We start from the raw sequence: 25,517 nt of genomic DNA on the forward strand, positions 1-25,517 counted from the left end.
AAAAATTCAATATACTTTATGATTTCTTTAACCATCTGAGCAAACCATCTACTATCTCCTTTTTTGTAGTTTCGCTTTTTAATTAGTTTGAGGGTTGGTTGATATGATTTTCAGCCAAAAGATGTATTAAGTATTCATTTAATTTTATTAGGATGTTCAATTTGCATATTTAGCGAGAGTACACAGCTTTCTGTGGTTTTCTTTCCAAATTGAATATGCTGCGTGAATGATGCTTATTAACAAATTATTATGTCTCTAAGATTAAACCTTTTCTATTTTATACGGTCTTTATCTTTTGTATTCAGATCAAGGGGTTTGACAATGAAACAATTTGTGTCCGTATAAGACAATGAATAACTGAAAACTGAAGTATATAAATCAATCAATTACTAGAACTGACAAAGTCTAAAAATTATATTGCCAAATGAGAAAAATTATTTTTACCATACTGGGTATTTTACTAATTGTAGTATCCTTCTTTTTATCTAAGGTTATTATAGATAGTAAAAAAACGTTTAAACCAAAATCTGAAAAAGTGGTTAAAACTGTTTTTACAGAGGTAGTTGAAAATGGGACAGTGCCTATCGTAGTATCAGCAAACGGTAATTTAACTGCGAAGCAACGTGTAGAGTTATATGCTGAAGTTCAAGGTGTATTTAAGAGAGGTAGTAAACTTTTTAAAGAAGGGCAAGCTTTTCGACAAGGTGAAATAGTTATAAATATAGATGCTAATGAATATGCGGCAAGTGTACAATCTGCAAAAAGCAATCTGTTCAACCAGCTTACGGCGGTTATGCCAGATTTACGTTTAGATTATCCAAATATTTATTCGAAATGGCAAGATTATTTGACCAATTTTGATATGTCTAAAAGTACTCCTGCGCTTCCCGAATTGAATACGGAAAAAGAGAAATTCTTTATTTCGGGTAGAGGTATTTTAACCAGTTACTATAATGTAAAGAATTTAGAACAACGACTTTCTAAATACCGTATTGCCGCTCCTTTTTCTGGGGTACTTACTGAAGCCTTGGTTACAGAAGGTACTTTGGTTAGGTCAGGTCAAAAATTGGGAGAATTTATTAATCCAGAGATATATGAGCTTGAAGTTTCTATAAGTAAGCGTTACACAGACCTTTTAAAATTAGGTGAATCGGTAGAGCTTACAAATTTAGATGACAATACTAAGTATAAGGGTAAGGTTGCTAGAATCAACGGTAGTATTGATCAAGCAACACAAACTGTTAAGGCATATATAGAAGTGGAGAATAAAAACCTACGTGAAGGCATGTACTTAGAGGCCAGTTTAGATGCCAAAAAAGAGGAGAATGCTATTGAGGTCGATAGAAGTTTACTTTTAGAAGGAAACAGAATATTTATAGTACGTGATTCGGTTTTGGATATCATCGATGTTAACCCTGTTTATTTTTCAGATAAACGTGTAGTGCTAAAAGATGTGCCGAATGGCGTAACCATCATGTCTAAGCCGCTAAGTGGGGCTTATACAGGTATGGCAGTGAAAATTTACTCTGAACAACCAGAAAATACAAAAGAATAATGCGTAAACTGATAGAATACTTTATTCGGTATCATGTTGCCGTTAATGTTGTAGTAATTTCTTTTGCCCTTTTTGGTATAGTAGGTGCAAAGGCTTTAAAATCTTCTTTCTTTCCTTTAACGGATTCTAAGAATATTGCGATTACCATTACTTACCCAGGTGCTTCACCGCAAGAGGTTGAAGAGGGTATTGTATTAAAGATAGAAGATAACCTTAAGGGACTTCAAGGTGTTGATCGTGTTACTTCTACTTCTAGGGAGAATAGCGGTACCATTAATGTCGAAATAGAAAAAGGAGAGAATATCGACTTTATGCTATTAGAAGTTAAGAATGCGGTAGATAGGGTGCCAACTTTCCCAACCGGTATGGAACCTTTAATTGTATCGAAATTAGAGGCCGTTCGTCAAACTATTGCTTTTGCTATTAGCGGTGAAAATATTCCTTTAGCCACTTTAAAGAGTGTAGGTCGACAAATTGAGAATGACCTTAGAGCAATGGAGGGTATTTCTCAAATAGAAATTTCAGGATTTCCAGCAGAGGAAATTGAAATAGCCGTTAATGAAAATAACCTCTTGGCTTATGGCATTTCATTTACTGAAGTTGCTAACGCAGTAAGTAATGCCAATATTCTTGTAACGGGTGGTAATATTAAGACCGATGCAGAGGAATATTTAATACGTGCAAATAATCGTGCGTATTATGGTGATGAGCTAAATAATTTAGTGGTTAAGGCAGACCCATCAGGTACAGTTATTCGATTAAAAGATGTGGCTATCGTTAAAGACCGTTTTGCAGAATCGCCCAATGCGACTTACTTTGATGGTAATTTATCGGTAAGTACTACAATTACAAGTACCAATAATGAAGATTTAATATCCTCTGCTGAACAAGTAAAAGAATATATAGAAGATTTTAATGACAAGTACAACAATGTCAAATTAGACATTGTGTCTGATCAGTCGACGACCCTTGTTCAACGTACCCAATTATTGACGGAGAATGCTATCATGGGTATGTTGTTGGTGTTAATTTTCCTGTCCTTGTTTTTAAACACAAGATTGGCATTTTGGGTAGCCTTCGGTTTGCCTGTAGCATTTTTAGGAATGTTTGTATTTGCTGGTTTCTTTGATGTAACGATTAACGTTTTGTCTTTATTCGGTATGATCATCGTTATCGGTATTCTAGTAGATGACGGTATTGTAATTGCTGAAAACATCTATCAACATTACGAAAAGGGAAAAACCCCTGTACAGGCTGCTGTAGACGGCACTATGGAGGTATTGCCTCCAATTATTTCGGCGATTATCACTACAATATTAGCCTTCTCAATATTCTTGTTTTTAGATAGTAGAATAGGGGAGTTCTTTGGCGAGGTTTCTGTAATCGTTATTCTAACATTAGTGGTTTCATTAGTAGAAGCATTAATTATTCTACCTGCTCACTTGGCACATTCCAAAGCATTACAGCCTTTAGATGACAAACCAAAAAGTGGAATTGCAAAGGCATTTGCGAAACTTAGGGTTATAAATGAGTTTGGTGATCGCTTAATGATTTTGATGCGTGATAAAATGTACACACCCGCATTACGTTTTGCAATGAACTATAAAATTTTTGTTTTTAGTCTTTTCTTAGGGGCATTTATATTAACCTTAGGTTCTGTTGGTGGGGGTGTTATTAGAACTGCATTTTTTCCAAGAGTAGCGAGTGACAGGGTAGGTATAGAATTAGAAATGCCTAATGGAACAAATGAGAAAATTACAGATTCTATTATTTCCATGATTGAGGAAAAAGCAGAAATTGTAAATCAAGAATTGACTGAAAAATATCTAAAGGGCACTAATAAAATGCTTTTTGAGAATGTTATTAGACGTTTAGGTCCAGGTTCCTCAACTGCACAATTAAATATTAACCTTTTACCTGGTGAGGAAAGACCCGATGAGATTTCTTCAGATATGGTAACTAGTAGACTAGAAGAACTAGTGGGGCCGGTTATAGGGGTAGAAAGTTTAATATATGGTTCAGGTGGAAACTTTGGTGGTTCTCCTGTATCAGTTTCACTCTTAGGTAACAATATTGAAGAGCTTAAAGCGGCAAAGGTTGAATTGAAGAGCATTTTGTTGAATAACTCTCGATTAAAAGATATTGCTGATAATGACCCAGCTGGTATTAAGGAAATTCGATTGACCTTAAAAGAGAATGCCTATTTGTTAGGTCTAGACCTTCGTGCGGTAATGGTACAGGTGCGATCAGGATTTTTCGGTGTACAGGCACAACGTTTTCAAAGATCGCAAGATGAAATTAGGGTGTGGGTAAGGTATGAAAGAGATGAGCGTTCTTCGATTACCAATTTAGATGATATGCGAATTGTCACTCCAACAGGTGAACGTGTGCCGTTGAGTGAAATAGCAGACTATACTATTGAGCGTGGCGATGTTGCAATTAATAGATTAGAAGGCAGGCGAGAAATTCAGGTATCTGCAGACATGAAAGATGTAAAGGATAGCCCTACGGATATCATGACAGAAATACAAAATGTCATCATGCCCGAAATACACTCAAAGTATCCAACGGTTAATGCTTCCTATGAGGGTCAGAATAGAGAGTTGGGTAAATTAACAGGGTCTTTGAAATTGGTAGGATTCACCGTTTTACTTTTAATATATATCACTATAGCGTTTACGTTTAGAAGCTTTAGTCAGCCATTAATGTTATTGCTTTTAGTGCCTTTCAGTTTTACGGCAGTAGCATGGGGACACTGGATTCACGATTTTCCTATCAACGTACTATCGATTTTAGGAATCATTGCCTTAATTGGTATTATGGTGAACGACGGCTTGGTGCTAATTGGGAAGTTTAATTCTAACTTACGCGAAGGTATGACCTTTGACAATGCTATTTTCGAAGCAGGTAAATCTAGGTTCAGGGCAATTTTCCTTACCTCGATTACAACTATAGCAGGTTTGGCGCCACTAATGTTAGAGACTAGTAGACAAGCGCAATTCTTAAAACCGATGGCGATTTCTATTGCTTATGGTATTGGTATTGCCACCATACTTACATTGTTGATGTTGCCACTATTTCTATCGTTTAGTAATAATCTGAAAGCTGGTAATAAAATGTTGGCTTCGGGTCATAAGATTACAAAAGAAGAAGTAGAAAGAGCTATTACCGAGCGTAAGGAAGCTGCACATCTAGAAGGTCAAAAGAATCATTCAATCGAGGATGAAAGTCATCACGATCACGCAGAAGTTGGTTCAAATATTCATTAGAAATTAGAAGTATTGCATAATGATTAGATTACGATTCATCCATTTATTGTTGTTAATTCCATTTTGTAGTGTATTCGCACAAGAGAATACGCTCTCTAAGGAAGACGCGATAGCACTTGCCTTAAAAAATAATTTTGGGGTAATCATTGCTAAAAACAATTTAAAAATAGCCGATAATAATAAGAACATTTTAAATTCTGGCTACTTGCCAAGTTTAACAGGTAATGCTGGTGGGACATTTGATCAAAGCAATCAAGAAGCTACTTTTCAAGATGGTAGCGTCAGGGCAATTGATGGTGCCGAAACTACACGTTACAACGCTTCTTTAAATTTAAATTATACATTATTTGATGGTCTAGGTCGTTGGTATGATTATAAAAGACTAAAAGAAGAATATGGTTTAAGTGAACTTGAAACTAGAGAAACCATAGAAACAACGATGATACAGTTATATACTGTATATTTTGAAGTGGCAAGACTTACTGAGAATATTAAGGTTTTAGAAGACACATTTTCGAATACACAAAAGCGCTTACAACGTTCTGAATATAGTTTTGAGTATGGTCAGACAAATAAGTTAGATGTTTTAAATGCACAAGTAGATTTGGTAAACGATAGTATCAATCTAATGAATACAAGACAAACATTTAGGAATACAAAACGAGATTTAAATCTATTGTTGAATCGAGATCTTGCAAGCTCTTTTGAGGTCGATACTGTTATCGCCTTTGTAAACCCTATAAGTTTAGAAGAATTTTTAGATAAAGGTATTGCGAATAATGTAAGCGTATTACAGACCGAAAAAAATATCAAAATAAACGATTATGCTTATAAATCTAGTAAGTCTGTTTTTTTACCAACCGTTGGCCTTACTGGATCATATGGTTGGAACGAAGGTAATTTTCCTGCAACTAACTTTTTAGCTTCAAGTGTTTCAACAGGAATATCTGCCGGTTTGAATCTTACTTGGAACCTCTTTGATGGTGGTAATAGTATTACACAGATAAAGAATGCGAAAATAGTTCTGGACAACCAAGAAACTATTAAAGAACAAATAGAGCAACAGGTTTTAAGAGATGTGCAAAACGCCAAGGAAAACTACCTAAATAGATTGCAGGTTTTTAGCTTGCAAGAACAAAATGTCGTGACCAATCAGAATAACTTTGAACGCTCTAACGAACAATTTCAATTAGGTAGTATTACATCTATTGAATTTAGACAGGCTCAAATAAATTTATTGAATGCACAGACGAACAAAAATTTAGCAAAGTACGATGCTAAGTTGGCAGAGCTTCAATTACTACAACTTACGGGACAATTATTAAATATTGAACTGTAACAGTTACTTAATAAGGTAAGGTATGGACATGTATATCAAAAGAACAAATAGCGAGCTTATAGAGATACTGTATCAGCAGTCACTTCTTACGTTTGAATCTCAGATAAGTTTAAAAGAGGAAATAAAGAAACGTGATATTCAAGTAGATCTTAGTCCGTTAGAAGCTTCTATTTCCAGTAAACTGACTCAAATAAAGAATCTAGAATATTTGAAGGATTTCGGATTTAAAGCGGAGAAAAATTCTGATGGCATTACAGTAACCAGAACGAACAAGGCTTTATTTACAGATGTTATCGCTATTATTTTAGGGGTAATCGTTTTTTTAATAGGAATTTACGGCTGTATAAACCTAGCGTTTACTTTTATTAACGGTGATGATTTAGATGTTTTTACCTTGGCGTATAAATTTGCTGTAGCCTCATTAGTTTTTATAGGATTTAGCTTTTTTAGCGGATTAAAACGGGTATTCGATTATACCGGTTTTGAACTAACTACCATAAATGGGTTAATTACTTTAAAAAAACGTTTTGATATAAAGCTTGAGGAGATTAAAGCTACTGCTGCTGATGTTTTTGTTGAAACAGATGATGAAACACTATTTTTAAAGTTGGGTAATCAAACCATTTTCACTTCGAATGCTGAAAATTTAGTACAGACCCTTACCTTAAAAGAATTGGCTAAGAAATTGAAAGACGCATAAAGAATATGTACGAGCATTTTTTTCAATGTCCATATTGTTGGGAAGAGGTTTCTATGCTTTTAGATCCTTCTGTAACACAACAGACCTATGTAGAAGATTGCGAAGTATGTTGTAACCCGATTGAGTTAACTCCTCGTTTTGAAGATAATGAATTAATAGCCTTCGATGCTCAAAGTATAGAGCAGTAGTTAGTTATTGAATTCTATTTTACCACCAAAAGTATCATCCTTATCAATAATTTTTGGATTACCATATACTTTTATAGACCCACCAGCTTTTACTTTGGCAATGATTTTTTCACTTGCGTAAACCTCTGCAATACCACCACCTAAAACGATTACTGAAGTAGACCTAGACTTTAATCCTTTATTATACAGTTTGCCTCCAGTATTTATATTGGCATCTTGGTAATCAGTAGTGCCAGAAAGCTTCAATTCACTTCCGCTAGTGCTTTTTGCGTTAACGGTGTCTGCCTCAAGATTTAGGGTGATTACGGCAGCTTCTTGAGACCTAATTTCTATTATAGAACTCTTAATCATTCCGCTAGAAATAATTCTTGCATTTTCGTTGGCATCGATTACTTTTAATTCTCCAGTGTAGTATAGTTTAGCATTAACAGTATTGCCAGATAAAAACTCATTTATACCCATTTTAACCTTCAAGAGTCCGTTATTTTCGGTAATACTCACATCTTCTTTATCTTCACCACTCAACACAAGTTTATTCTCTTCACCTTTAATAAGATTTACGGTAATACGGTCATAAACCTTGAGTTCGGTAAATTTCTGTAAAGGTATAGTTACAGTACTTTGTGCAAAACAAGAAAGAGTTGAACAGATAAATAGAGTGAATAGTACAATTGGTTTCATGTGGCATTGGGTAATTGGTGCTTCAAAGTTACACTACATTTCTGATAAATTTACAAAACTTGGTTTTCCATGTTTTTTAAGAGGTTTATAAGTAAAAGTTAAATAATGATAAGGTGTTCGCTCACGTTTTGCAGTTTCACTACCTTAAACAAGTAATTGTCTTCATTGTAGTATATGAAAAAGAAATATGTATTACTGGCCCTAGTTGTAGCCTTAGGCATCGTTGGCTATGCTGGTGTTCAATATTTCCCAAATACTGAAAATGCGGTGGTATCTGAAACTTTAGATTCCATACCTACACGTCGAGAACTACGGGGCAGCTTTTTTGAAAAACGAGAAATACTGGTAGTGTATGCCGCTAAGGATAGTGTGTTAAGCAACAAATATGAACAGATACTCAAAGAGCTTTCGTTGCTAGAACCTACTGAATCTTGGCGCAGTGCAAAAATTCTTTATAAACGAGCAGATGAGGTTACTCACGAAATTCTTAAGAAGAATGTTGTTTTTCTGTTAGGGGCTATTGACGAGAATGAAATTCTAGAAAAATTTATAGACCAAACTCCATTTCAGATAAATAGGAGAGCGATAATGATAGGTTCGAATAAGATAACGAATAAGAATTCTATTTTATCGGTAAGTTTATATCCGAATCCTTTAATGCCCAAAATGCCATTTAGTTTTATGACAGGAACAGATGCGCAGCAGGTATTTGATTTTTTTGCCGAAAAGGTTAAAGAAAACGGACAATCTTTTTATCGGCAGAATCTTAATTATGAACTCTACAATGATAACGAACGTGTGGTCATGGGAGATTTTAATGAGCAATGGAAAACAGATAATAGTACGTTTTTTGATTTCTCTAAGGGAAACAAGGTGCTTCTTAATGCAGAAAAGTATCAGTTCGTAAATCATAAAAATGCATTAAAACCAAATGAAGTAAGAAGTCTTGAAGAGCAAATAAAACGAAACACCTCTAAAGTGTTCGCTTTTCTAAACAATGATGATTTTCCGAAAATCACCTATAATTTTTATAGCAACACAGAAGAGAAGGGCTTAATGACAGGTAATACGAACCAAGCACATTACGATACGTTGAATAATTCTGTTCACATCATTGCCAATAAAATATATAAGAACAACAACATTGGCAAGGATAATGAACTACTGCTGCGTAATATGCTAGGGGTTTCTAAAAAGGATATTCTCACCCAAGGTTTACCCATTTATTTTACCGATAAATGGCAAATGAAAGGTTATAAATATTGGTCTGCACGGTTGGCAGAATCAGAAAATACATTGTCGGTTGCCGAACTGCTCGATAATTCGTTTCTAGAGATGGAGTCTTCTTTAATACGAGATTGTTTGGCAGGGGCTTTTGTAGATTTTTTAATGCAAACCTGGGGTAAAGAAATCTTTTTGTACCACTATAAAGATGGTGAACTTACGACCCAAGAAATACAAAAATTAGAAGGGAAGTGGCAAAGCTATTTAAAAAGCCTGTCGAAGACCTATCCGAAAGAAGAAGTGGTTAAGAAAGAGCTCCCTTATTTAAAAGGGTTCAATTTTGCTCATGAAGGCTACAGTATTTACAATGGTTATGGTTCTAAAAAGGCAACAGAATCGCTATTGAAGCAAAAGTCTATGGGCAGCAATGCAATGGCACTTGTACCCTATACAGGTATTAACAATATAAATGCAGCGACACCACTCCGTTTTAGTAATAGTGCCGGTAGTGAGAATGATGAGGCTGTGGTTCATGCATTATCGACTGCACACGATATGGGTATGTATACCATGTTAAAACCTCAAATTTATGTGGGGGGTAGTTGGCCTGGAGGAATTGAAATGCCTAGTGACGAAGAATGGGATTTGTTTCATGACCATTATTATCGCTGGATTCGTCATTATGCTTTTTTAGCTGAAATACATGGTATGGATGCGCTTTGTATAGGCGTCGAGTTTACAAAAGCAACGTTATCGAAACCTGAAACTTGGCGCAGTATGATTAAGAAAACAAGAGGCTTATTTTCGGGTCATCTTACGTATGCTGCCAATTGGGGAGAAGAATTTGAGAATATAGAGTTTTGGGATGACTTGGATTATATCGGACTAGATTGTTATTACCCCTTGAGTAAGAATGATAATCCTACCGATGAGGAAATGAGCGAGAGCTTCAATATGATAAAAAAGAAAATTGAAAAGGTATACGAGCGTTTCGAAAAGCCCATCGTTTTCACTGAAATCGGATTCAGAAGTGTTAACGAACCATGGAAGAACCCTCATGCAGAGGCCGATGAAAGCATTAATGAAGAAATGCAGGCACGTTGCTATGAAATCATCTTTAAAGGTATTGAGAACGAACCATGGTGCAAAGGTATACTGTGGTGGAAGTTTCCAAGCTTTTTAGAGTACCGAGGCGAAGACAACAATGCTTTTACGCCCAATAACAAATTAGCAGAGGAAACCGTGCGTAAATGGTTTACTAAATAATTAGAATCCTTCCGTTTACATAACTGTTTTAAAAAGTAAAAAAACTACTCTCTTTTTGGAAAGGCCAAACTATCTGCTGGATACGTATTTTTTAGATAATTCATCTGCGAATCTGCCCAATCAATAATTTTTTGCCGTTGCGCGTCGGTTAGGTTCGCTTCTGAGTGAAGCCCAAAATAGGTATAAGAAGGTAATGGCATTTCTTTTTCTTCTACCATTTCTTTTATTTCTTCCAATTTATGATTCTGAACAAAAAGGGGCGATTTGGTAAATTCAGAAAAGTTTAGGTGCTTTTTGCCATCTTGTACATGATGGTCCAAAAACCAGGCAGAAGGCTGAAAATTGGCATACCATGGGTATTCCGTTGCATTGCTATGGCAGTCATTACAAGAAACCTGCAAAATGCGTTGTACATCTTGCGGAATATCATATTTCGTTTGTATGGCATAGGTGTCGTCTCCTGAAATATTGCGTTCGGGCATTATAAATTGAATGATAATGAAAATGGCGATGAGTGCGAAAATGATTTTTTTTAACATGGTAAGCAGTTTTAGTTCTAGTAATTGTCTTTTCTAAAGTTATAAATTATATGGATATGAAAGTATTCTTTGCTTCGCTAAAAAAGTTCAGTTTTCTTTTTAGACGTTTCATCTTGCAATATAGACGCTTCAGTTAAAAAGCCGCTATTCGTGCTAGGGTTGTACTGTACATTTGTATCATCAAATAAAAAGAAACACAATACATAAAATATAAAAACATGAAAAAAATAAAATTAATTTTTGGTTTAGTACTAGTAGCGGGAGTTCTTATTTCCTTTACGGCAGAACAAAAACATAGAAAAGAAATGAAGATTGCAAATGCTTCTTTATTCAACGATGTTACTAATCCGTTCGAGGAAGTTTTAAAAGATCAAGCCAATGAAATTATTCTAGTTTCTTCAACAGATCTTAATGTAATCGAAATCGAAGAAGATATAGATTTAGGAATTGATACATCAGAGTATTTACCATATGGTTTTGATGCTTACAAAGGGTATCAAATAGATATAGCAGATATATGTGTTTTAGAAATAGAGGAAGAAGTAGAATTAGGTTTTGATGTTAATGATTACCTGCCTGCAAATTTCGACCCTTATAAAGTATAGTTTAAATTAGTTAGTTGATTAAGGTTGGTTGATAAAGGCCTTCAAATTTAATTTGAAGGCCTTTTTTGGCTTCAAAAACTAGGCGGCGCATCGACAGTAAAATTGATGTAAATTTGAAAAGCGCTCCTCTAAAGAATATGTCATGATTTTACCGACAGTTAAAAAACAACAGATTATTAAAATTGCCCTTTTGTTGGCAGCTTTGGTTTCCTTGCCCAGAAACATTCATGTATACAATATGATCAGCTCTGGCAACGAACAGTTTGAAAGTGTTTGGGTAGTTGATTTTCTGTTCCGGTTGGTGTTTATGGTCTTTTTCTCTTGGGCAATCTTAGAAATCAATGCCAATGTGGTGTATATTAAATTTAAACTTAGGGGCACCTTTGCTACGGTAAGTATTATTGTGTTGGATTTGGTAATGCTTTTTGCCACCCTAACCCTTTGGAAAGAATTACACCCTATAATAGTCGATAGTCCTTTATCTAATGAGGACAGGGGCTTTTTGACCTTTGGGTACGTTACCTTGTTGATTGTACTTTATTTCATTGCCAGAATTTTACGCTTACAAGCGAACCAGCGGGTAAGCGATATAGAGAACGAGCATTTAAAACATCAGAATCTACAGAAAGAGCTTACGGCCCTTAAAAACCAGATAGATCCCCATTTTTTATTCAATTCCCTAAATTCGTTGACATCGCTCATACGCGATAATGAACCTGCAACCCTATTTGTAAAAAAGCTCTCGTACATGTACCGGTATATTTTACAGAGTGGAGATAGTGATTTGGTGAGCATACGCGAAGAGCTTAAGTATTTAGAAAGTTATACCTATCTCATGAAAACCCGTTATAGAGAACGGTTTGAAATTGAGGTCAATATTGCCGAAGGATTAAAGGGGCGAAAAATTCCGCCATTGGCGCTGCAACTTTTGGTAGAGAATGCCGTAAAGCATAATGAAATTTCAGAATCTAACCCGTTATTGGTTCGGGTCTATTCACGAGAGAATTCTATTTTTATAGAAAACCCATTACGCCCAAGAACAACAATGGCAGAGGGTACCGGTACCGGATTATTGAATTTAAGAAAAAGATACTTGCTCTTACAGCAACAAGATATACTTGTACGTACTGAAAATGGTATCTTTCAAGTAGAACTACCTTTAAGAAAAATAGAATGAAAATCGTCATTGTAGAAGATGAGCTTGCCGCAAGCGATCATCTTGTCTATTTATTGAACCACATAAATACTGAAATAGAAGTTTTAGCTATTATCGATACGGTAAAAGCTGCCGTTGCCTATTTTTCAACACCACATGATGCAGAACTGGTTCTAATGGATATTCACTTGGCAGACGGAATCTCTTTTGAGATTTTTGAACAGGTGAAAATCGATATTCCAGTGATATTTACGACGGCCTATGACCAATATGCGCTAAAGGCCTTTAAGGTGAATAGTATTGATTATTTACTAAAACCTATAGACGAAGAAGAACTTACCGATGCCCTAACCCAGTTTAACGTGCAGGTTAAGGAAAAAGAACAGGGTATCGATGATGACCAATTAAAGGGTCTGTTGGGGTTGATAAAAGGCGATGCCGATAAAAAGAGCTATAAAAATACGTTTCTGGTGAGCCAACGGGATCAGTTGATTCCTTTAAAAACGAATGATATCTCTTATTTCATGATAGATCTTGGGTCGGTAAAAGCCGTGAGTAAAGATAACCAGACCTATAGTTTAGAAGATAAATTAGAAGATATAGAAGAAAGTCTAGACCCAACCCTTTTCTATAGGGCCAATAGGCAATGTATCGTAAACCGCGAAGCGATCGTAAATTTAAAATACTACTTCAACGGGAAGCTTATTATAAGTGTAAACCCGGTCTCGAAAGAGCGTATAGTAGTAAGTAAGGCCAAAGCGTCGGACTTTAAAAACTGGATGGGTTCTTAAGTAGTATAAGTTCCAATATGAGTGGTGTTAGGTTTGATTTTAAGGATGCTATATGGTCCTAATTTTTAGGGTGTTTTCGCTTTAAGATTTTAGCGATGGTTTGCCCTAGTTCATCAATTTTATCAAACGGTTCTTTTAATGTTGGGTTGGTAAGGTCAATTTGTGAACTTTCATTTGCACCTACTTGCATGGGGTAGACCAATAGATAACTCATCGCGTTGAAGTACTTATTTAAATACGATGGTATTTTGCTCATATTGCTATCATAAGAGGGCTTATCTTTTCTACTCAAAACAATAACAAGATTATCATCTTTTTGAAATTCACTTTTAAGTTCTAAAAAAGTATTCCAATCTTTAAATTCCTTGAATTCATAGGCTATCGGGTTTTTTACTTGCAAGGCATCAACAGCTATTTTAGTTTCTTTAGTGGCAAAAAATATAAGTTTAGCACTTGAGTTTTTGGCGATATTCCAAACCTTGGTTAGCCAAAACGGAAAGCCAATTTCTTTCTCGGCATGTGCAGGAACAATAATTACATGCCTTTTTATGGTGCCAAATGGCTGATGTGACTTGTATATTAAAGTGGTTGGGTTGCATTTCGATAAAATACCTTCGGTTAAATTGCCTAAGAAAGAATCTGAAAGCCCTTTTTTAATATGTAGCCCTAAGATGAGGTCAGTGATTTTATGCTCTTTGGCTACACTCGAAATTCCGTTTACAATATTGATGTCGTATCGTAATAGGGTATGTATGGTATTATCGGTTGCCGAAGCGGTTACCGTGGCATGTTCAAGAATTTTTCGGGCATGCTTATCCGCAGAACTTCCCATTTCATAATCATCAACAATACTTAAGGCATACAGTCCATTTGTATTGTTTTTAGATTTGGCGATGATGCCTAAATTAATGAGGTCATCAGTGGTGTCGCTATTGTTTATTGGTATTAGTATGTTCTCTACATATTCTTCATCATACGCTGCCGCATCAGAGGTTTCTAAAAGGGCAATATTCTTGGCCCCTTTTTGAGCTACGAACGATGCAATGGTACATGTAAATAGTATCATTAGAATAGTACCGTTCAGAATACTTTCGTTTAGTAAACGAATTGGTTCTCCTGTAGGGGTTTCACCAATAATTAAGTTATAACCAATTAATACGGCAGCTAGGGTAGCTGCCGCTTGGGCATTACTTAATCCGAATATTAATCGACGCTCATCTACAGAAAAGTTGAATGTTTTTTGTGTTAACCAAGCCGCTATAAATTTTGCCGATGTGGCAACAATGATCATTATTACCGCAACTTTAATGGTTTCCCAATCTTTAAAGAAAACGCGGTAATCGACTAGCATACCTACGCCAATTAAGAAAAAAGGAATAAAAATCGCATTGCCTACAAATTCGATTCTGTTCATTAATGGCGAAGTACGAAGAATAAGCCTGTTGAGTGCCAAGCCTGTTAAAAATGCACCGATAATAGCTTCTATACCTGCAATTTCTGCCAGAAATGCACCTAGAAAAACCATCATTAATACAAAAATATATTGCGAAATATTATCGTGAAACCGCTTAAAAAACCATCGACCAATAATGGGGAAAATCAATATAACCGTTGCCCCGAATAGGAGGATAGAAACTGATAGCTTCACCCAGAATGCTACATTGACCTCACCGGTATGCATACCTACAATTACGGCAAGCACCAAAAGTGCTAAGGTATCGGTGATTAAAGTGCCACCCACCGTAATATTCACGGCTCTGTTCTTGGCAACACCCAATTTACTCACTAGCGGATACGCAATTAGGGTATGCGATGCGAACATACTCGCTAAAAGAATCGATGTCGGTATCGAAAATTTCAATATGTAAAGGCTTACTACCATACCTAGTACCATGGGAATGATAAAGGTGTAGAGACCGAAAACCAAGCTTTTTTTACTGTTCTTTTTAAAGTCGACCAAATCCATTTCCAATCCGGCAAGGAACATAATGTATAATAAGCCAGCCGTACCCGAAAGAATAATACCACTATCGCGCTCCATTAAATTAAATCCATTCGGACCAACTACGGCACCAGCGATAATAAGACCTAGCAGGGCAGGTATTTTTATCTTATTTAAAAGGATGGGGGTAAATAGAATAATGACCAGTATCAATAGAAATTTCAGTACCGGATTGGTAAAGGGTAGGGTCGTTTCAACGATGGTCAATGCAATCATAGCATGCTCATTTTACAACGCTCTAGTAAAACGCATTACGATTGCTTCTTACAGGTAGTTGATAGTTGTATATACGTTTTTGAAGTCCATAAAGATTTCAGAACCAATAAGTAAACTTAGACAATAATCACGGATAATTCGATAGTCAAATTAGGGTAAGGTGATGAGTGTATTTTGGTAGCGAAAAGCTATAATCAAATCAACTACGGGCAATCGTATTACGCCTCTATTTTCTCTATCATCTCTTTAAAGAGGCCTAGTAAAAATTTCAGTTTGCCGGCATCACCTGCAGCAATAAATTTTTGGTTCATGATTTTTACACCGTACCAATCATCTTTGCTTTTTTCGTTTAGGATCCATTCTAGGTTCATGGTAGCTATCGAAGTATTCGAAATATCAATTTCAACTTCCCACCCTGGGTTATCTAACGTGGTTATTTGAATTACTTCACCATGTTCCCAATTGCCGTCGCAATTATTCTTAAACCAATCTTGTATCCAATCTAAAATTTCCATGTGTTATTCGTTCGTTAACTTGAGTGTTATTAATGGTTGGTGTAAGAAACGTGGTGTGTTTAATGGCACTTAATTCAGATGATAAAATACATCCAAAATAGTTGTTTCAAGGGTTATCGTTAATTTGAAAATGTAGCCAAATTTAAACCTTTCTTGCTGTTATTTTTAAATTGCTCTAGTTCTGGTGAGCTATTTTTTAGGGGTATTCACCAAAAGTGAAATCGGGTACATCTGAATTACCGCTTCAATGACAAGCTTACTTGGGGTTTACTTTGTTTTCAGGTAGTTTGTAGTTCAAATTAAAATTTTCAACTAAGACTGTAACAAACTTGTAAAAACAACTACCTATAATTAGAATCAACCATTAATTTAAGTAATTCGTATGAAAAAAGTAAAGACTTCTTATTATTGGTACATGGTCATACTCTTGGTCATGACGTTACTAACTTTCGGGTATTTTTTCGAGTTAGGAGAATCATTTGGTAAAGCCTTAGCAAATTCACATTAAAAATTAATAGTATGAAAATTTACAAATTTATTTTTTTGACCATGGGTATAATGGGGTTGGTAGCTTCCCTATTAAATATCTTCTATTTTGAAAATGGTTCTGGAACGAATTTAACCGGATTCATTAGTTCTGTGTTTTTAATTTGGGTTTCACAATCACTAGATAGACTGGTGACCCGTTTTAATACAAAATCGAAACTATTTCACTCAGAAGATGAATAAAACCTAAAGTGTTTTAGTGCTACTCATCAATTTCGGCATCGGGTAATTCTAAAATGGTGGAAGTCGATAAGGCATTACCTGCAATACCTTTTATAGAACCGAACAGTACGTTTATATTTTCTTGTACGCCCCAAATCTGCTTTTCACGAACGGCAAAATTCTTGAACGCCGCTTTCTTTTCATAGTTCAATTGCTTGATCATAGAATCGTAATTCTCGATAATTCTGTTAATGTTCTGTACGAACTCGTTACTGGTTAAGTACGAGTAGAGCAGTTCCATTTTATCGCCTTTGTTCTCGTCAGATGATTTTATCGATTGTGTTTTCAATAACAACTCTCGCAATACCAATGAAACACTTTTTACCTCATTGAATCCGCAGATCCACACGCCGTTCTTTTCTCCGAAGCGGTCCATGTCTGGTGGAAAGGTTTCGGTAACGATTACCGCAATATCGGCCTTGCAATTAATTTGGTCTTGCTTTAGTTTATTGATCCAATCGTTACTGAAATTCTTGGTACGCTTGCTCTCGTATACAATAGAGCCACAGGTTTGTTGCAACGAATTTATAACGGTCTGTACGCAATCTGCGCCACGAACACCTTTACCGATCTCATCTATATCATCGAAAGGGTAGGTGGCTCTTAAAAGCTCTTCAAGTGCCAGTTCTTGTACCTCGCCTTGCATTTGCATAGAACCTTGTTCGGCCTTACGCTTCATTTCATCAATAAGCTTTCTTTGGTCGTCTAATTGTTTTTGATATTCCTTTTCTTTCATCGCCATCGATTCGCGTTCTTTGGCTTTGGCTTTTTCCTCTATTTCGGTTTGCTTCTCAAGCAATTCTTTTTGAACGTTCAGTTTAAGGTCCTCTGCCTTTTCTTTCAGTTCGTTCTCCCGTTTTAGTAAATCGATTTCTTGCGAACGTAAGGCCCTATTTTCCTCTTTCTTTTTCTCGTTCTCTTGCTGTAGGGCTTTTAACTGTTGCTCAAAAGTCTCGTTGGTCTGCCGTTGTATTTTCTCCGATTCTTTTACGATGCGTTGTTCAAGCTTTTCTTTAAACAGCTCGTTCTCTTTTTCTTTCTTCTTCTCGAACTCCTCTTTTTCAAGGGCGAGTTTACCACGTTCTTTATTGAATTTCTCTGCCTGCTCAGCCACTTTACGTTCGTATTCAGCTTTAAAATGCGCCTGCATTTTACCAGATAGCGCTTCTTCTACATCAAATTCATGACCACAATTAGGACATTTTATTTTATCTACCATGTTTGTTTAAATACGTTTGCGTTGTGGGTTCTCCGTCGTTCTAGTATGAAATAAGACCAGTGTATAAAGATATAAACCTATACACGGTTAAGCAATAGTAAGCGGTATAGTTTTCAACAGTTCTCTTAGATTATGCCCATTGAAGGGTGCTGTTTATTTTTTGAAATCCTGACAAATGTCATATGTTGGGTTGTCATTGAAGTATACATTTGTTCGAATATAAATTACCGACCTATGTTTTTACAGAATCTACCCCTTGTTAACTGGAGCTACGGCGTTATTCTAATTGCTGTTTTCGGAGCCGTATGTTTAGCACTTGTACTTATCGTACTTAGTTTAATGAAGAACGATAAGAAAAAGCAAGAGTAGCTACTTGGGTTTTTTATATGCTACAAACAACAATAGTTTACTCAGATTCCCCCGTATGCGTATTTCAATGTTGCCCTACTTATTGATACAACACATATCTAGGCGGTACCAACCCATTTAATCGCATAGACACCAACATTTGTGCCCTGTGGTGGGTAATATGGTCTGCCAATAACATAACTATTTGGCGTTTACTTCTGTTCAACCCAAAATAATCTAGCTCATCATTTAATTGCGCAGGTTCGAAATCTTTTAGTAGTGTAATGGCTTCGGTAAAGGTTTGGTCGATACGTGCCATCATTTCTGCCTTTGTTTTGTTGGCAGGTTTAAAAACGGTGTCGGTTTGGTATACGCGTGCTTCTCTGTCACCTATGAGTGACTGGCTGTGCCAATCTAGCGCAAAACCGATATGCATTAGGTTCTCTGAAAAACTTAAGGACTCTTCTGTTGCTTTGTACGCATACTTTTCTGCTGGCATCATTTCTGCCACGAGCAACAAGTAGTTACGTGAGTTTTCTAAACGCTCTATAGCGTCTTCAAGAAAGTTGTCTTGTTGGGCGAGGAGTGTGGTTGTGGTTGCGCTAAAAAATAATAGCGTTGCTAGAATGAGTGTCTGTTTCATGGTATTCAATACATTTAATAATCAACCGGATATATAATAAAACTATCATGAACTTCTTTTGTTGGGGTGTCTCCCAATGCTGTAAGAGCGCTTGAAAGTTCTTTTAAAGTTAGCACGCTTAAAGGAAGTTGGTGTTCTTTCGGCTGGTACATCGTTTCCATTGGGTAGTCAACACCGGGTGTTTGCGTCATTTCAATGTGGTTACCAAGTATTGTTGAAATCTCATTAGTTTCAGTGAATTTCACAAGTCGTTCAATACTCATTTTAAAAGCATTCCAATCGTTCACGTACAACCTACCCGGGTAAAATGTATCTCCAGTCAATAGAATTTTCGTTGCCGTATCATAGACCGCAATGGAAGAAGCTTGATGACCAGGTATCGGTATTATTTTTAGTAATCGATTGCCTAAATCAAAATCTACAATTTCTTCTGGCCAATTAGAGATGGTATAAAAGTTCTTTACCTCTTCAACTTCTAGACCGACAACGGTTGTATTTGGTTTCCCTTTAAACTGACCATCTGCTGCATAGTGATCACCATGCTTGTGCGTATGCGCTACAATTAATTCAACGTCTCCGTTTTTTTCAGACCAGTCGCTAATTAGTTGATGTACTGTTTTGTAAAGCGGGAAGAGGTCATTATCTTTCGTAGCACCCGTATCCATTAATAACGCTTTATCCTCGCCAATAAAAAGATACATGAAAGGCGCTTCATAATTTGCGCATTTGTTTTGACGTAAAATCCACGTAGTGCTAGTGTATTGAACCACCTGAATTGGTGGGTCAGTAGTATCTTCACAGTTTTCAGTACCATGAATCCAATTTTGAATCGTTAAATCAACGGGTTCTTCAATGTAGTTGTCTTGTTGGGCGAGGAGAGGGGTTTGTAATGTGGTTATTAGGAGAAAAGTGGTTAGGATTTGGATTTGTTTCATGATGATTGATTTTCATTGAGACTTTAACGTTTGGTATATGAAGTTTAGGAAAGGTTTGGTTGTTTAGGCCTATGCTTTATAGCCATTGTTGTAAGCAATTTTATTAAATTACTTTAACACCAAATTTTTTCAACTTTCTAGGTAGAACGTCATCTATTGTTTCAATGTCCTTGTCCTTAAGTTCTATAAGATTAAAGTTGTTATCAGCATAGATTTCTAACTTCTTATTTTTTCTTTCCTGATATTTTTCGTTTTCTTCCATCCCCCAAAATTCTATGAATACTTTACCAGCTGGAATGTAGAAATCTGATATTACCTCTTCATCAATCCCAGGAAGTCTTCTCTCATATGCATGAGCGACACCGTTGTTATATAAATAATCATCAATCATAGCTTCCGCTCGACTGCGTACTCTGTGACCATCTTGGGTTCGGTATTTCGCTTCATGTTTTTTTCGAAATTCATCCGTATCAAAAGTCGGTTCCTTACTAATTTCTTCATCTTCATAACTCTTGCCAGTGGCCGCATCAACTGAGTTCAATAGACTTTTATTTGTCAAAATTGATTCATCCCAAATCACATAAGGTGATCCATTTTGAGCTTCCATTTCAAAACCACCAAGACGTTTACCATATTTTGTCAATTCCCATCCTCCAACATTTGATTTTTCAATCCAACCAAGTTCGGCTAGAATAGCATTTATTCGTTGAGCAGAAACCTCAAAATTTTCTCCAATCTTTGTTGAACTTAGAGTTTGGCTCGATTTAACTTGTTTATTTAGGTCAAGGTTTGAAGGCCAAACCACATACTCTCCAAATTTTGGGTTGTACTTCATTTCACCTCCCGCCATTTTTCCTTCTTTGGTCAAATGCCATTGGTCGTCCTTTTTATAAATCCAACCTCTTGAATTTAAGTCATTAAATAATTCTTTAGAGTCTATGTCTCTTTGCTTTGCGAAAGCTGAAGTCGATAGTTGCTTCATTTATGTTCTTTTTAATTGCTTACGGTTAGTATATGGAAAGTAGGCGAATACGAAGCACCAAACTTTCGGTTAAGGACAAGGTTTGATGCGAGGGAAAAATCTTGATTTTACTACTATTTCGCCTATTTTTTATATACATCTTAAGTTTGATTCTCAGTAAATTGTTGTACACTGGCTTTTTATACGTTTTTTAAACTCGCATTTTGTTCAGTATAGAATTCACCAACTGTATATTTGTCAATATTTAATTCCTCTGGAATAAAAGATGTTGTGTAAATCATTTGATAGTCCTCTGAATCAAATTTTTCAGCTTCTTCTACGAGTATTTTTTGAAAATTTTCAGCTCTTATTTTTTCAATACCTTTATCCTCCATATTATCACAAAAAATAAACCTTGGGTATCGCATTCTTTCGATACTAAGTGAAGCAAGGAAAATAGAAAATCTTGCTGAAATTTTTAGATAAAAACTTGAACTGGCTGAATATTTAGCGTCTTTGTCAGATATATAAGCCATATTATTTCTAAAATCAATGTGAAATTCTTTAGCTTGATAGAAATCCTCTTGTCTCTTAAGGTCATTATTTAAAAGGTATACTCCTTCTTTTTCAATTATATCTTTGATGTCTAATTTTAGTTTCTCTTGTTCGGCTGATATTTTTTTAATTGAAAAATCCAAAGCTTCAATCTCTTGTTCTAAATCAGACTGAAGTTTTATTAGACTTTGATACATTTCAGCATTTTCGAAAAGTGTTCTTAATTGAATTATTTCTCCTTCTATAAACCCTTTATCTACATATAATTGATCTAACTTTTCTTGCCTTATTGTTTTTACATCATTAATACTGCTATTAACTTTCTGTTGAATATGAAACAACTCTAATTTATTTGATTCTAATTCAGCTTGTAATTCTAACAGTTGTCTTTTCTTAATAGATATAAGATTTTTTGATTCTCTAATTTGGAAATCAATTTCTTGTTCTATTTTTCTTGCTTGAGTTATACCGAAACTATCATCAATGTCAGTTTTACATAGTTTACAGATATTTTCATTTTCAATTGGTTCAATAGGGGATAAGCATTCTGGACAATTTTGTATAGGAAAATTACCTAATAAATCTCGAGTCAAAATTGATTTATTCAAAGCCTTAAGTTTGTTTTTTAGTGCTTCAATAAAATAATCGGTATCCTCTATTTCATATGAAAAGTTCTTAATCTGTTGTTCAAGTTTTTTTACCTTTTGGCGCTGTGCAATTGCTTCTGTATTTAGCTTTTCAAAGTCTAGTTGAGTCTTTTGAGTGAAACGAACTTTTTTCTCTTGGTTTTTTAATTCAATAATATCACTTTCAATTTGATAAATTTCTTTTTCTTTCTCTGTAATTCGTTGATTTAAACTACTTGGGATTAGGTCATACGGATTCTGAATAAAACGCTTTATTACTTTTATCTCTCTCTTGGTTTCATCAAGTTCTTTGTCAGCTTCAACTTTTCTTTGTTTTTTATCATATAATTCTTGTTTATAAACGCCAAGTAATAAGTCAGCAACAGTTTCTCTAGTTAATGTAGTATCGAATTCTTCATAATAGTATAAAGAATTTGTGGGTGAATCTTGGTCTAAATAGAGTAGCCTAAGTATCTGATGAAATGTGATGTTATTTTCTCCTTTTACGATTGGAAGGTCGAGATTTTCAAATAATACGTTGGAAAAACTTTTTTTATTATCGGTTGTATTAAAATTAAATTTTTGCCAACCTTCGGTTTCTTTTTCGGCTTCTTCTAAAGTTCCCCAAAAAATAAATAACCCTTCAGTTTTGTTTCCTTTTCCGTATTTATTAAGATTTATTTCTCTTTTTAAGGTTAGTGGTGCCTTATTTATCTCTATCTCAGCTATTACATAGGAACATTTTTTAGCTTCTTTTACCCAATCATTAAAAGCTCCACCTAGTACATAGAACATAAAATGAGTGATAGTAGATTTTCCACTACTATTATTACCTCTTATAATATTAATCCCTTTATGAAAAGTTTCATCATAAGCAATTTCACCATTTCTGGTGTAAATTTTCATTCTATTAAAAAAGAGGTTATTATGCATCATATTTACTTTCTAATAATCCGGTTCTACTTTTTAAACCATCAACACCAAATAATGAAATTTGATAAAAATGACTTGTTAAAAGTTTGATTGCATTTTCCTCTTGAACACTTACGTCCTTAAAGTCCTCAGCGTAATCATCAAATATTTTTTTATTGATATTTGATATTCTGTTTTCTTGAAGATAATCTTTGTTCACTATTCCATATGAGGCTAAACATTTTATAGCTGTCATTTGATAAGGTTTAATTTTTTCAAACATTTTTCGGTCGTTTATAACCATTTCGTATGGATTGTCTTCTTTTATGATAAAATTATTAATGATTTGTTTGACATCTTTTTCTTCACGTTTCAATCTTATGTTCTTCATCTTATTTGGATAAAGTAAATAGTAATCCCAAATTCGTAACCTATCTATTTCTATTAATCCATCTTGTTTAAAATGAGCAAGCAGTTTCATCATTCGGTAAACTGTGTGATATAAATCATATGCTTTTTGATATACAATCATACTTTCCAGTTTATGTGGCAATTGCCTGTTAGATAATGAAACATTCCTTGAATTTCAGTTGATGATAAACCAATTATATCGTCACATCCTTCTGATTCGATTAAATCTAAAATCGGTTTTACAACATCATTTGATATAGTTGCTAATATTTCTCTTTCTGCTATCCCTTCGCGTAACATTGGTTTAATTAGATTGATGTATTTTTCAAGTACTATTGCTAAAATAAAGGCAAATATTTCTTGAGCTGGTTCATAATTTTGATAATAAACAAGCTTTTTGTGAAACTCTTGTTTTAGCCAAGCAAAATCTTCATACAAGTAACTTTTGTCTGCATTTATTAATTTTTGTTCAAGACCAATTGTGTCTCTACGTGTAGTATATCTTTTCAGATTATTTGATATTTTTTCTATTTCTTCGCTGTTATCAACACTCCCTTTAAGCTTTTCAAACAGAGAGGATAATTTTCCATTTGAACCAAGGTAATTATTGGTTTGTGAATTATCATCACCTCCTATTATTTTATTCTTTGAGCCTGAAATATTGGCGTTATTTTGATTTGTCTTTTTTAGCATTAACCTTTAGAGTTATCGTCACCACCAATTACTTTATTCTTATTTCCTTTTATTTTAATATTGTCTTGGTTAGTCTTTGTATTTCGCTTTCGAGATTTATTGATTGAAATCAAAGCCCCACCAATGATTGCTGTAACGAGAGCAATAACTGCTATAATAATTTTTGTAGTATTATCTTCCATAGTTTGGTTTATTTAGCTTGTGTACAACGTACGAGTATATGTACAATTATATATACTTATTAATATCAAGATATTATATGTAATAGTACCTATATCTATTTTATAAAATAATTTGCGCTAAAGCAGTAGGGGAGTGTACTTCGCTTGGTCTACTGCAAGGTAAAGAAGAATATGGTATATTTTCTTACGGGTTTCCGTAAAGTTGTAAGAAAACTTCATTTTTATGTTACGAAATTGGTGAGCGGGTGTATGCCGGTTTTGGCACAGAAGACAAAACCGAAAAGCATACCGATTTTTAGCCCTATTTGCTATAGGCATTGTTGGCACACGTTTTATTCCGTTTTGGTATAACTTTTTGCTATTCCATTCCTGAATGACAGCGTCGTTCCGATATCTCGATAAGTCCATAAATCAATCTGAATATCTTCATCAAAATATTTAGACTTATTATCAGGTTGACCTAATGTTTCTAGAATGAAAATATCAGAAAGAGTACCTTTTTTAATAAATTTTTCTATTTCCATTTCGCATTTGTACGAATAAAGGAAATCATCAACATTGAAACTTTCTATAGATTTTTGAATAGTAGATTTATCATCAGTTAAAACCCATAATGGCTCGTTTGTAAACAGTTTAAAACCGACCATAGACATTGAATCTCCGTTGTCAGCATCATAGGTGTAAACTCTACCATGTTCTTCAAATTCCTTATTCAGTTGGTTTATTGTTGTCCCAGACCCCGCGTAATCTGTTCCATCTGGGAGATATGTCTTTATCTTATTTTGACCGAAAGTGTAACTCACAAAGAGAATCGCAATTAGTAATAAAACTCCTTTTTTCATGTACTTGGTTTCTGTTTTGTTATTTTTTTAGAAATGTCACGTCCTAAAATACGGCTACAGATTAATATTATTTTTAAGCGGCATATTGATGCACGTAATTAGGTGTTTTATAATCTAAAGATAAATGCAATCTTTTAGAGTTGTATAACTTGATTGCGTTTTTGGCTGCTTTTTTAGCATGGACCACACTGGTAAAGGTTTGGTCAAGATAGAATTCATCTTTTAGAATACCGTTTACTCTTTCGGCTAGGGCGTTTTCGTAGCAATGGTTCTCTTCTGTCATACTGATTTCTATTTTCTTTCTTTTCAATATTTGAGTATACACATTACTGCAATATTGAATACCCCTGTCGGAGTGATGAATAAGCCGGTCAAT

The 25,517-nt window shown here is 34.9% G+C and carries 25 protein-coding genes; 11 read left to right on the forward strand and 14 right to left on the reverse strand.

The features are described from left to right. The first annotated feature begins 424 nt into the window (after positions 1-424). From B5X55_RS17215 to B5X55_RS17235, 5 genes are read left to right on the forward strand one after another with little or no spacing between them, the layout of a single operon-like run. Positions 425-1,555, forward strand: a complete 1,131-nt coding sequence (locus B5X55_RS17215) for an efflux RND transporter periplasmic adaptor subunit (protein WP_079514197.1) — start codon at positions 425-427, stop codon at positions 1,553-1,555. Beyond that, complete coding sequence (locus tag B5X55_RS17220) at positions 1,555-4,824, forward strand: efflux RND transporter permease subunit (protein WP_079514199.1); 3,270 nt, start codon at positions 1,555-1,557, stop codon at positions 4,822-4,824. Before B5X55_RS17215 ends, B5X55_RS17220 begins: the two co-directional genes overlap by 1 nt. A 19-nt stretch (positions 4,825-4,843) precedes the next feature. After that, positions 4,844-6,163, forward strand: a complete 1,320-nt coding sequence (locus B5X55_RS17225) for a TolC family protein (protein WP_079514201.1) — start codon at positions 4,844-4,846, stop codon at positions 6,161-6,163. Between the two features lie 22 nt (positions 6,164-6,185). Then, the gene (locus B5X55_RS17230) at positions 6,186-6,863 is read left to right on the forward strand and encodes a hypothetical protein (RefSeq protein ID WP_079514203.1); all 678 of its coding nucleotides are present in this window, start codon (positions 6,186-6,188) and stop codon (positions 6,861-6,863) included. Between the two features lie 5 nt (positions 6,864-6,868). Further along, entirely contained in the window at positions 6,869-7,051 is a 183-nt protein-coding gene (locus B5X55_RS17235) for a CPXCG motif-containing cysteine-rich protein (RefSeq protein ID WP_079514205.1), read from the forward strand. Here B5X55_RS17235 and B5X55_RS17240 read toward each other — a convergent pair whose 3' ends face one another. Next, positions 7,052-7,732: a head GIN domain-containing protein gene (locus B5X55_RS17240; protein WP_079514207.1), complete on the reverse strand. Its 681-nt coding sequence runs from the start codon at positions 7,730-7,732 to the stop codon at positions 7,052-7,054. It lies immediately after the preceding gene. A gap of 174 nt (positions 7,733-7,906) precedes the next feature. On the opposite strand from B5X55_RS17240, the gene B5X55_RS17245 reads away from it, so the two are divergent. After that, on the forward strand, positions 7,907-10,222 hold the full coding sequence (locus tag B5X55_RS17245; RefSeq protein ID WP_079514209.1) for a glycoside hydrolase family 113: 2,316 nt from the start codon (positions 7,907-7,909) through the stop codon (positions 10,220-10,222). 44 nt (positions 10,223-10,266) lie between these two features. On the opposite strand, the gene B5X55_RS17250 is transcribed toward B5X55_RS17245, so the two are convergent. Next, a complete protein-coding gene (locus tag B5X55_RS17250; protein WP_079514211.1) occupies positions 10,267-10,761 on the reverse strand; it encodes a heme-binding domain-containing protein in 495 nt (164 codons plus the stop codon). Positions 10,762-10,979: 218 nt separating this feature from the next. On the opposite strand from B5X55_RS17250, the gene B5X55_RS17255 reads away from it, so the two are divergent. The 3 genes from B5X55_RS17255 (at position 10,980) to B5X55_RS17265 (ending at position 13,313) form a co-directional block, all read left to right on the forward strand. Next, positions 10,980-11,366 carry a hypothetical protein gene (locus B5X55_RS17255; RefSeq protein ID WP_079514213.1) on the forward strand — a complete coding sequence of 129 codons (387 nt, stop codon included), beginning with the start codon at positions 10,980-10,982 and terminating at the stop codon, positions 11,364-11,366. A gap of 142 nt (positions 11,367-11,508) precedes the next feature. Further along, positions 11,509-12,543, forward strand: a complete 1,035-nt coding sequence (locus B5X55_RS17260; protein WP_079514215.1) for a sensor histidine kinase — start codon at positions 11,509-11,511, stop codon at positions 12,541-12,543. Then, positions 12,540-13,313: a LytR/AlgR family response regulator transcription factor gene (locus B5X55_RS17265; RefSeq protein WP_079514217.1), complete on the forward strand. Its 774-nt coding sequence runs from the start codon at positions 12,540-12,542 to the stop codon at positions 13,311-13,313. The genes B5X55_RS17260 and B5X55_RS17265 overlap by 4 nt, the downstream gene beginning before the upstream one ends. Positions 13,314-13,371: 58 nt before the next feature. On the opposite strand, the gene B5X55_RS17270 is transcribed toward B5X55_RS17265, so the two are convergent. Next, complete coding sequence (locus B5X55_RS17270; RefSeq protein ID WP_079514219.1) at positions 13,372-15,531, reverse strand: cation:proton antiporter; 2,160 nt, start codon at positions 15,529-15,531, stop codon at positions 13,372-13,374. Positions 15,532-15,749: 218 nt separating this feature from the next. Next, positions 15,750-16,046, reverse strand: a complete 297-nt coding sequence (locus tag B5X55_RS17275) for an immunity 53 family protein (protein WP_079514221.1) — start codon at positions 16,044-16,046, stop codon at positions 15,750-15,752. Between the two features lie 519 nt (positions 16,047-16,565). On the opposite strand from B5X55_RS17275, the gene B5X55_RS17280 reads away from it, so the two are divergent. Further along, positions 16,566-16,775, forward strand: a complete 210-nt coding sequence (locus tag B5X55_RS17280; protein ID WP_079514223.1) for a hypothetical protein — start codon at positions 16,566-16,568, stop codon at positions 16,773-16,775. Positions 16,776-16,794: 19 nt separating this feature from the next. Here B5X55_RS17280 and B5X55_RS17285 read toward each other — a convergent pair whose 3' ends face one another. Next, on the reverse strand, positions 16,795-18,033 hold the full coding sequence (locus tag B5X55_RS17285) for a DUF2130 domain-containing protein (protein WP_079514225.1): 1,239 nt from the start codon (positions 18,031-18,033) through the stop codon (positions 16,795-16,797). A gap of 234 nt (positions 18,034-18,267) precedes the next feature. On the opposite strand from B5X55_RS17285, the gene B5X55_RS19170 reads away from it, so the two are divergent. Then, positions 18,268-18,402 (forward strand): hypothetical protein, encoded by a 135-nt coding sequence (locus B5X55_RS19170; protein ID WP_262494169.1) that lies wholly within the window; start codon positions 18,268-18,270, stop codon positions 18,400-18,402. A gap of 79 nt (positions 18,403-18,481) precedes the next feature. On the opposite strand, the gene B5X55_RS17290 is transcribed toward B5X55_RS19170, so the two are convergent. The 9 genes from B5X55_RS17290 to B5X55_RS17330 form a co-directional block, all read right to left on the reverse strand. Further along, positions 18,482-19,024 carry a DinB family protein gene (locus tag B5X55_RS17290; protein WP_079514253.1) on the reverse strand — a complete coding sequence of 181 codons (543 nt, stop codon included), beginning with the start codon at positions 19,022-19,024 and terminating at the stop codon, positions 18,482-18,484. 14 nt (positions 19,025-19,038) lie between these two features. Beyond that, positions 19,039-19,959, reverse strand: coding sequence for an MBL fold metallo-hydrolase (locus B5X55_RS17295; RefSeq protein WP_143814529.1), 921 nt, complete (start codon positions 19,957-19,959; stop codon positions 19,039-19,041). A gap of 103 nt (positions 19,960-20,062) precedes the next feature. Next, the gene (locus B5X55_RS17300) at positions 20,063-20,941 is read right to left on the reverse strand and encodes a hypothetical protein (protein ID WP_079514229.1); all 879 of its coding nucleotides are present in this window, start codon (positions 20,939-20,941) and stop codon (positions 20,063-20,065) included. Positions 20,942-21,120: 179 nt separating this feature from the next. Next, on the reverse strand, positions 21,121-23,007 hold the full coding sequence (locus B5X55_RS17305) for a coiled-coil domain-containing protein (protein WP_234999781.1): 1,887 nt from the start codon (positions 23,005-23,007) through the stop codon (positions 21,121-21,123). A gap of 19 nt (positions 23,008-23,026) precedes the next feature. Then, on the reverse strand, positions 23,027-23,545 hold the full coding sequence (locus B5X55_RS17310) for an ABC-three component system middle component 5 (RefSeq protein ID WP_234999782.1): 519 nt from the start codon (positions 23,543-23,545) through the stop codon (positions 23,027-23,029). Continuing rightward, on the reverse strand, positions 23,542-24,117 hold the full coding sequence (locus B5X55_RS17315; RefSeq protein WP_079514233.1) for an ABC-three component system protein: 576 nt from the start codon (positions 24,115-24,117) through the stop codon (positions 23,542-23,544). Before B5X55_RS17315 ends, B5X55_RS17310 begins: the two co-directional genes overlap by 4 nt. Continuing rightward, positions 24,117-24,299 carry a hypothetical protein gene (locus B5X55_RS17320; RefSeq protein ID WP_079514235.1) on the reverse strand — a complete coding sequence of 61 codons (183 nt, stop codon included), beginning with the start codon at positions 24,297-24,299 and terminating at the stop codon, positions 24,117-24,119. The genes B5X55_RS17315 and B5X55_RS17320 overlap by 1 nt, the downstream gene beginning before the upstream one ends. 332 nt (positions 24,300-24,631) lie before the next feature. After that, on the reverse strand, positions 24,632-25,141 hold the full coding sequence (locus B5X55_RS17325; RefSeq protein ID WP_079514237.1) for a hypothetical protein: 510 nt from the start codon (positions 25,139-25,141) through the stop codon (positions 24,632-24,634). A gap of 73 nt (positions 25,142-25,214) precedes the next feature. Beyond that, positions 25,215-25,517, reverse strand: a 303-nt coding sequence (locus tag B5X55_RS17330; protein ID WP_234999783.1) for an integrase core domain-containing protein, incomplete at its 5' end; no start/stop codon positions are given.

This window comes from Maribacter arcticus, assembly GCF_900167935.1.
Classification (GTDB): domain Bacteria; phylum Bacteroidota; class Bacteroidia; order Flavobacteriales; family Flavobacteriaceae; genus Maribacter; species Maribacter arcticus.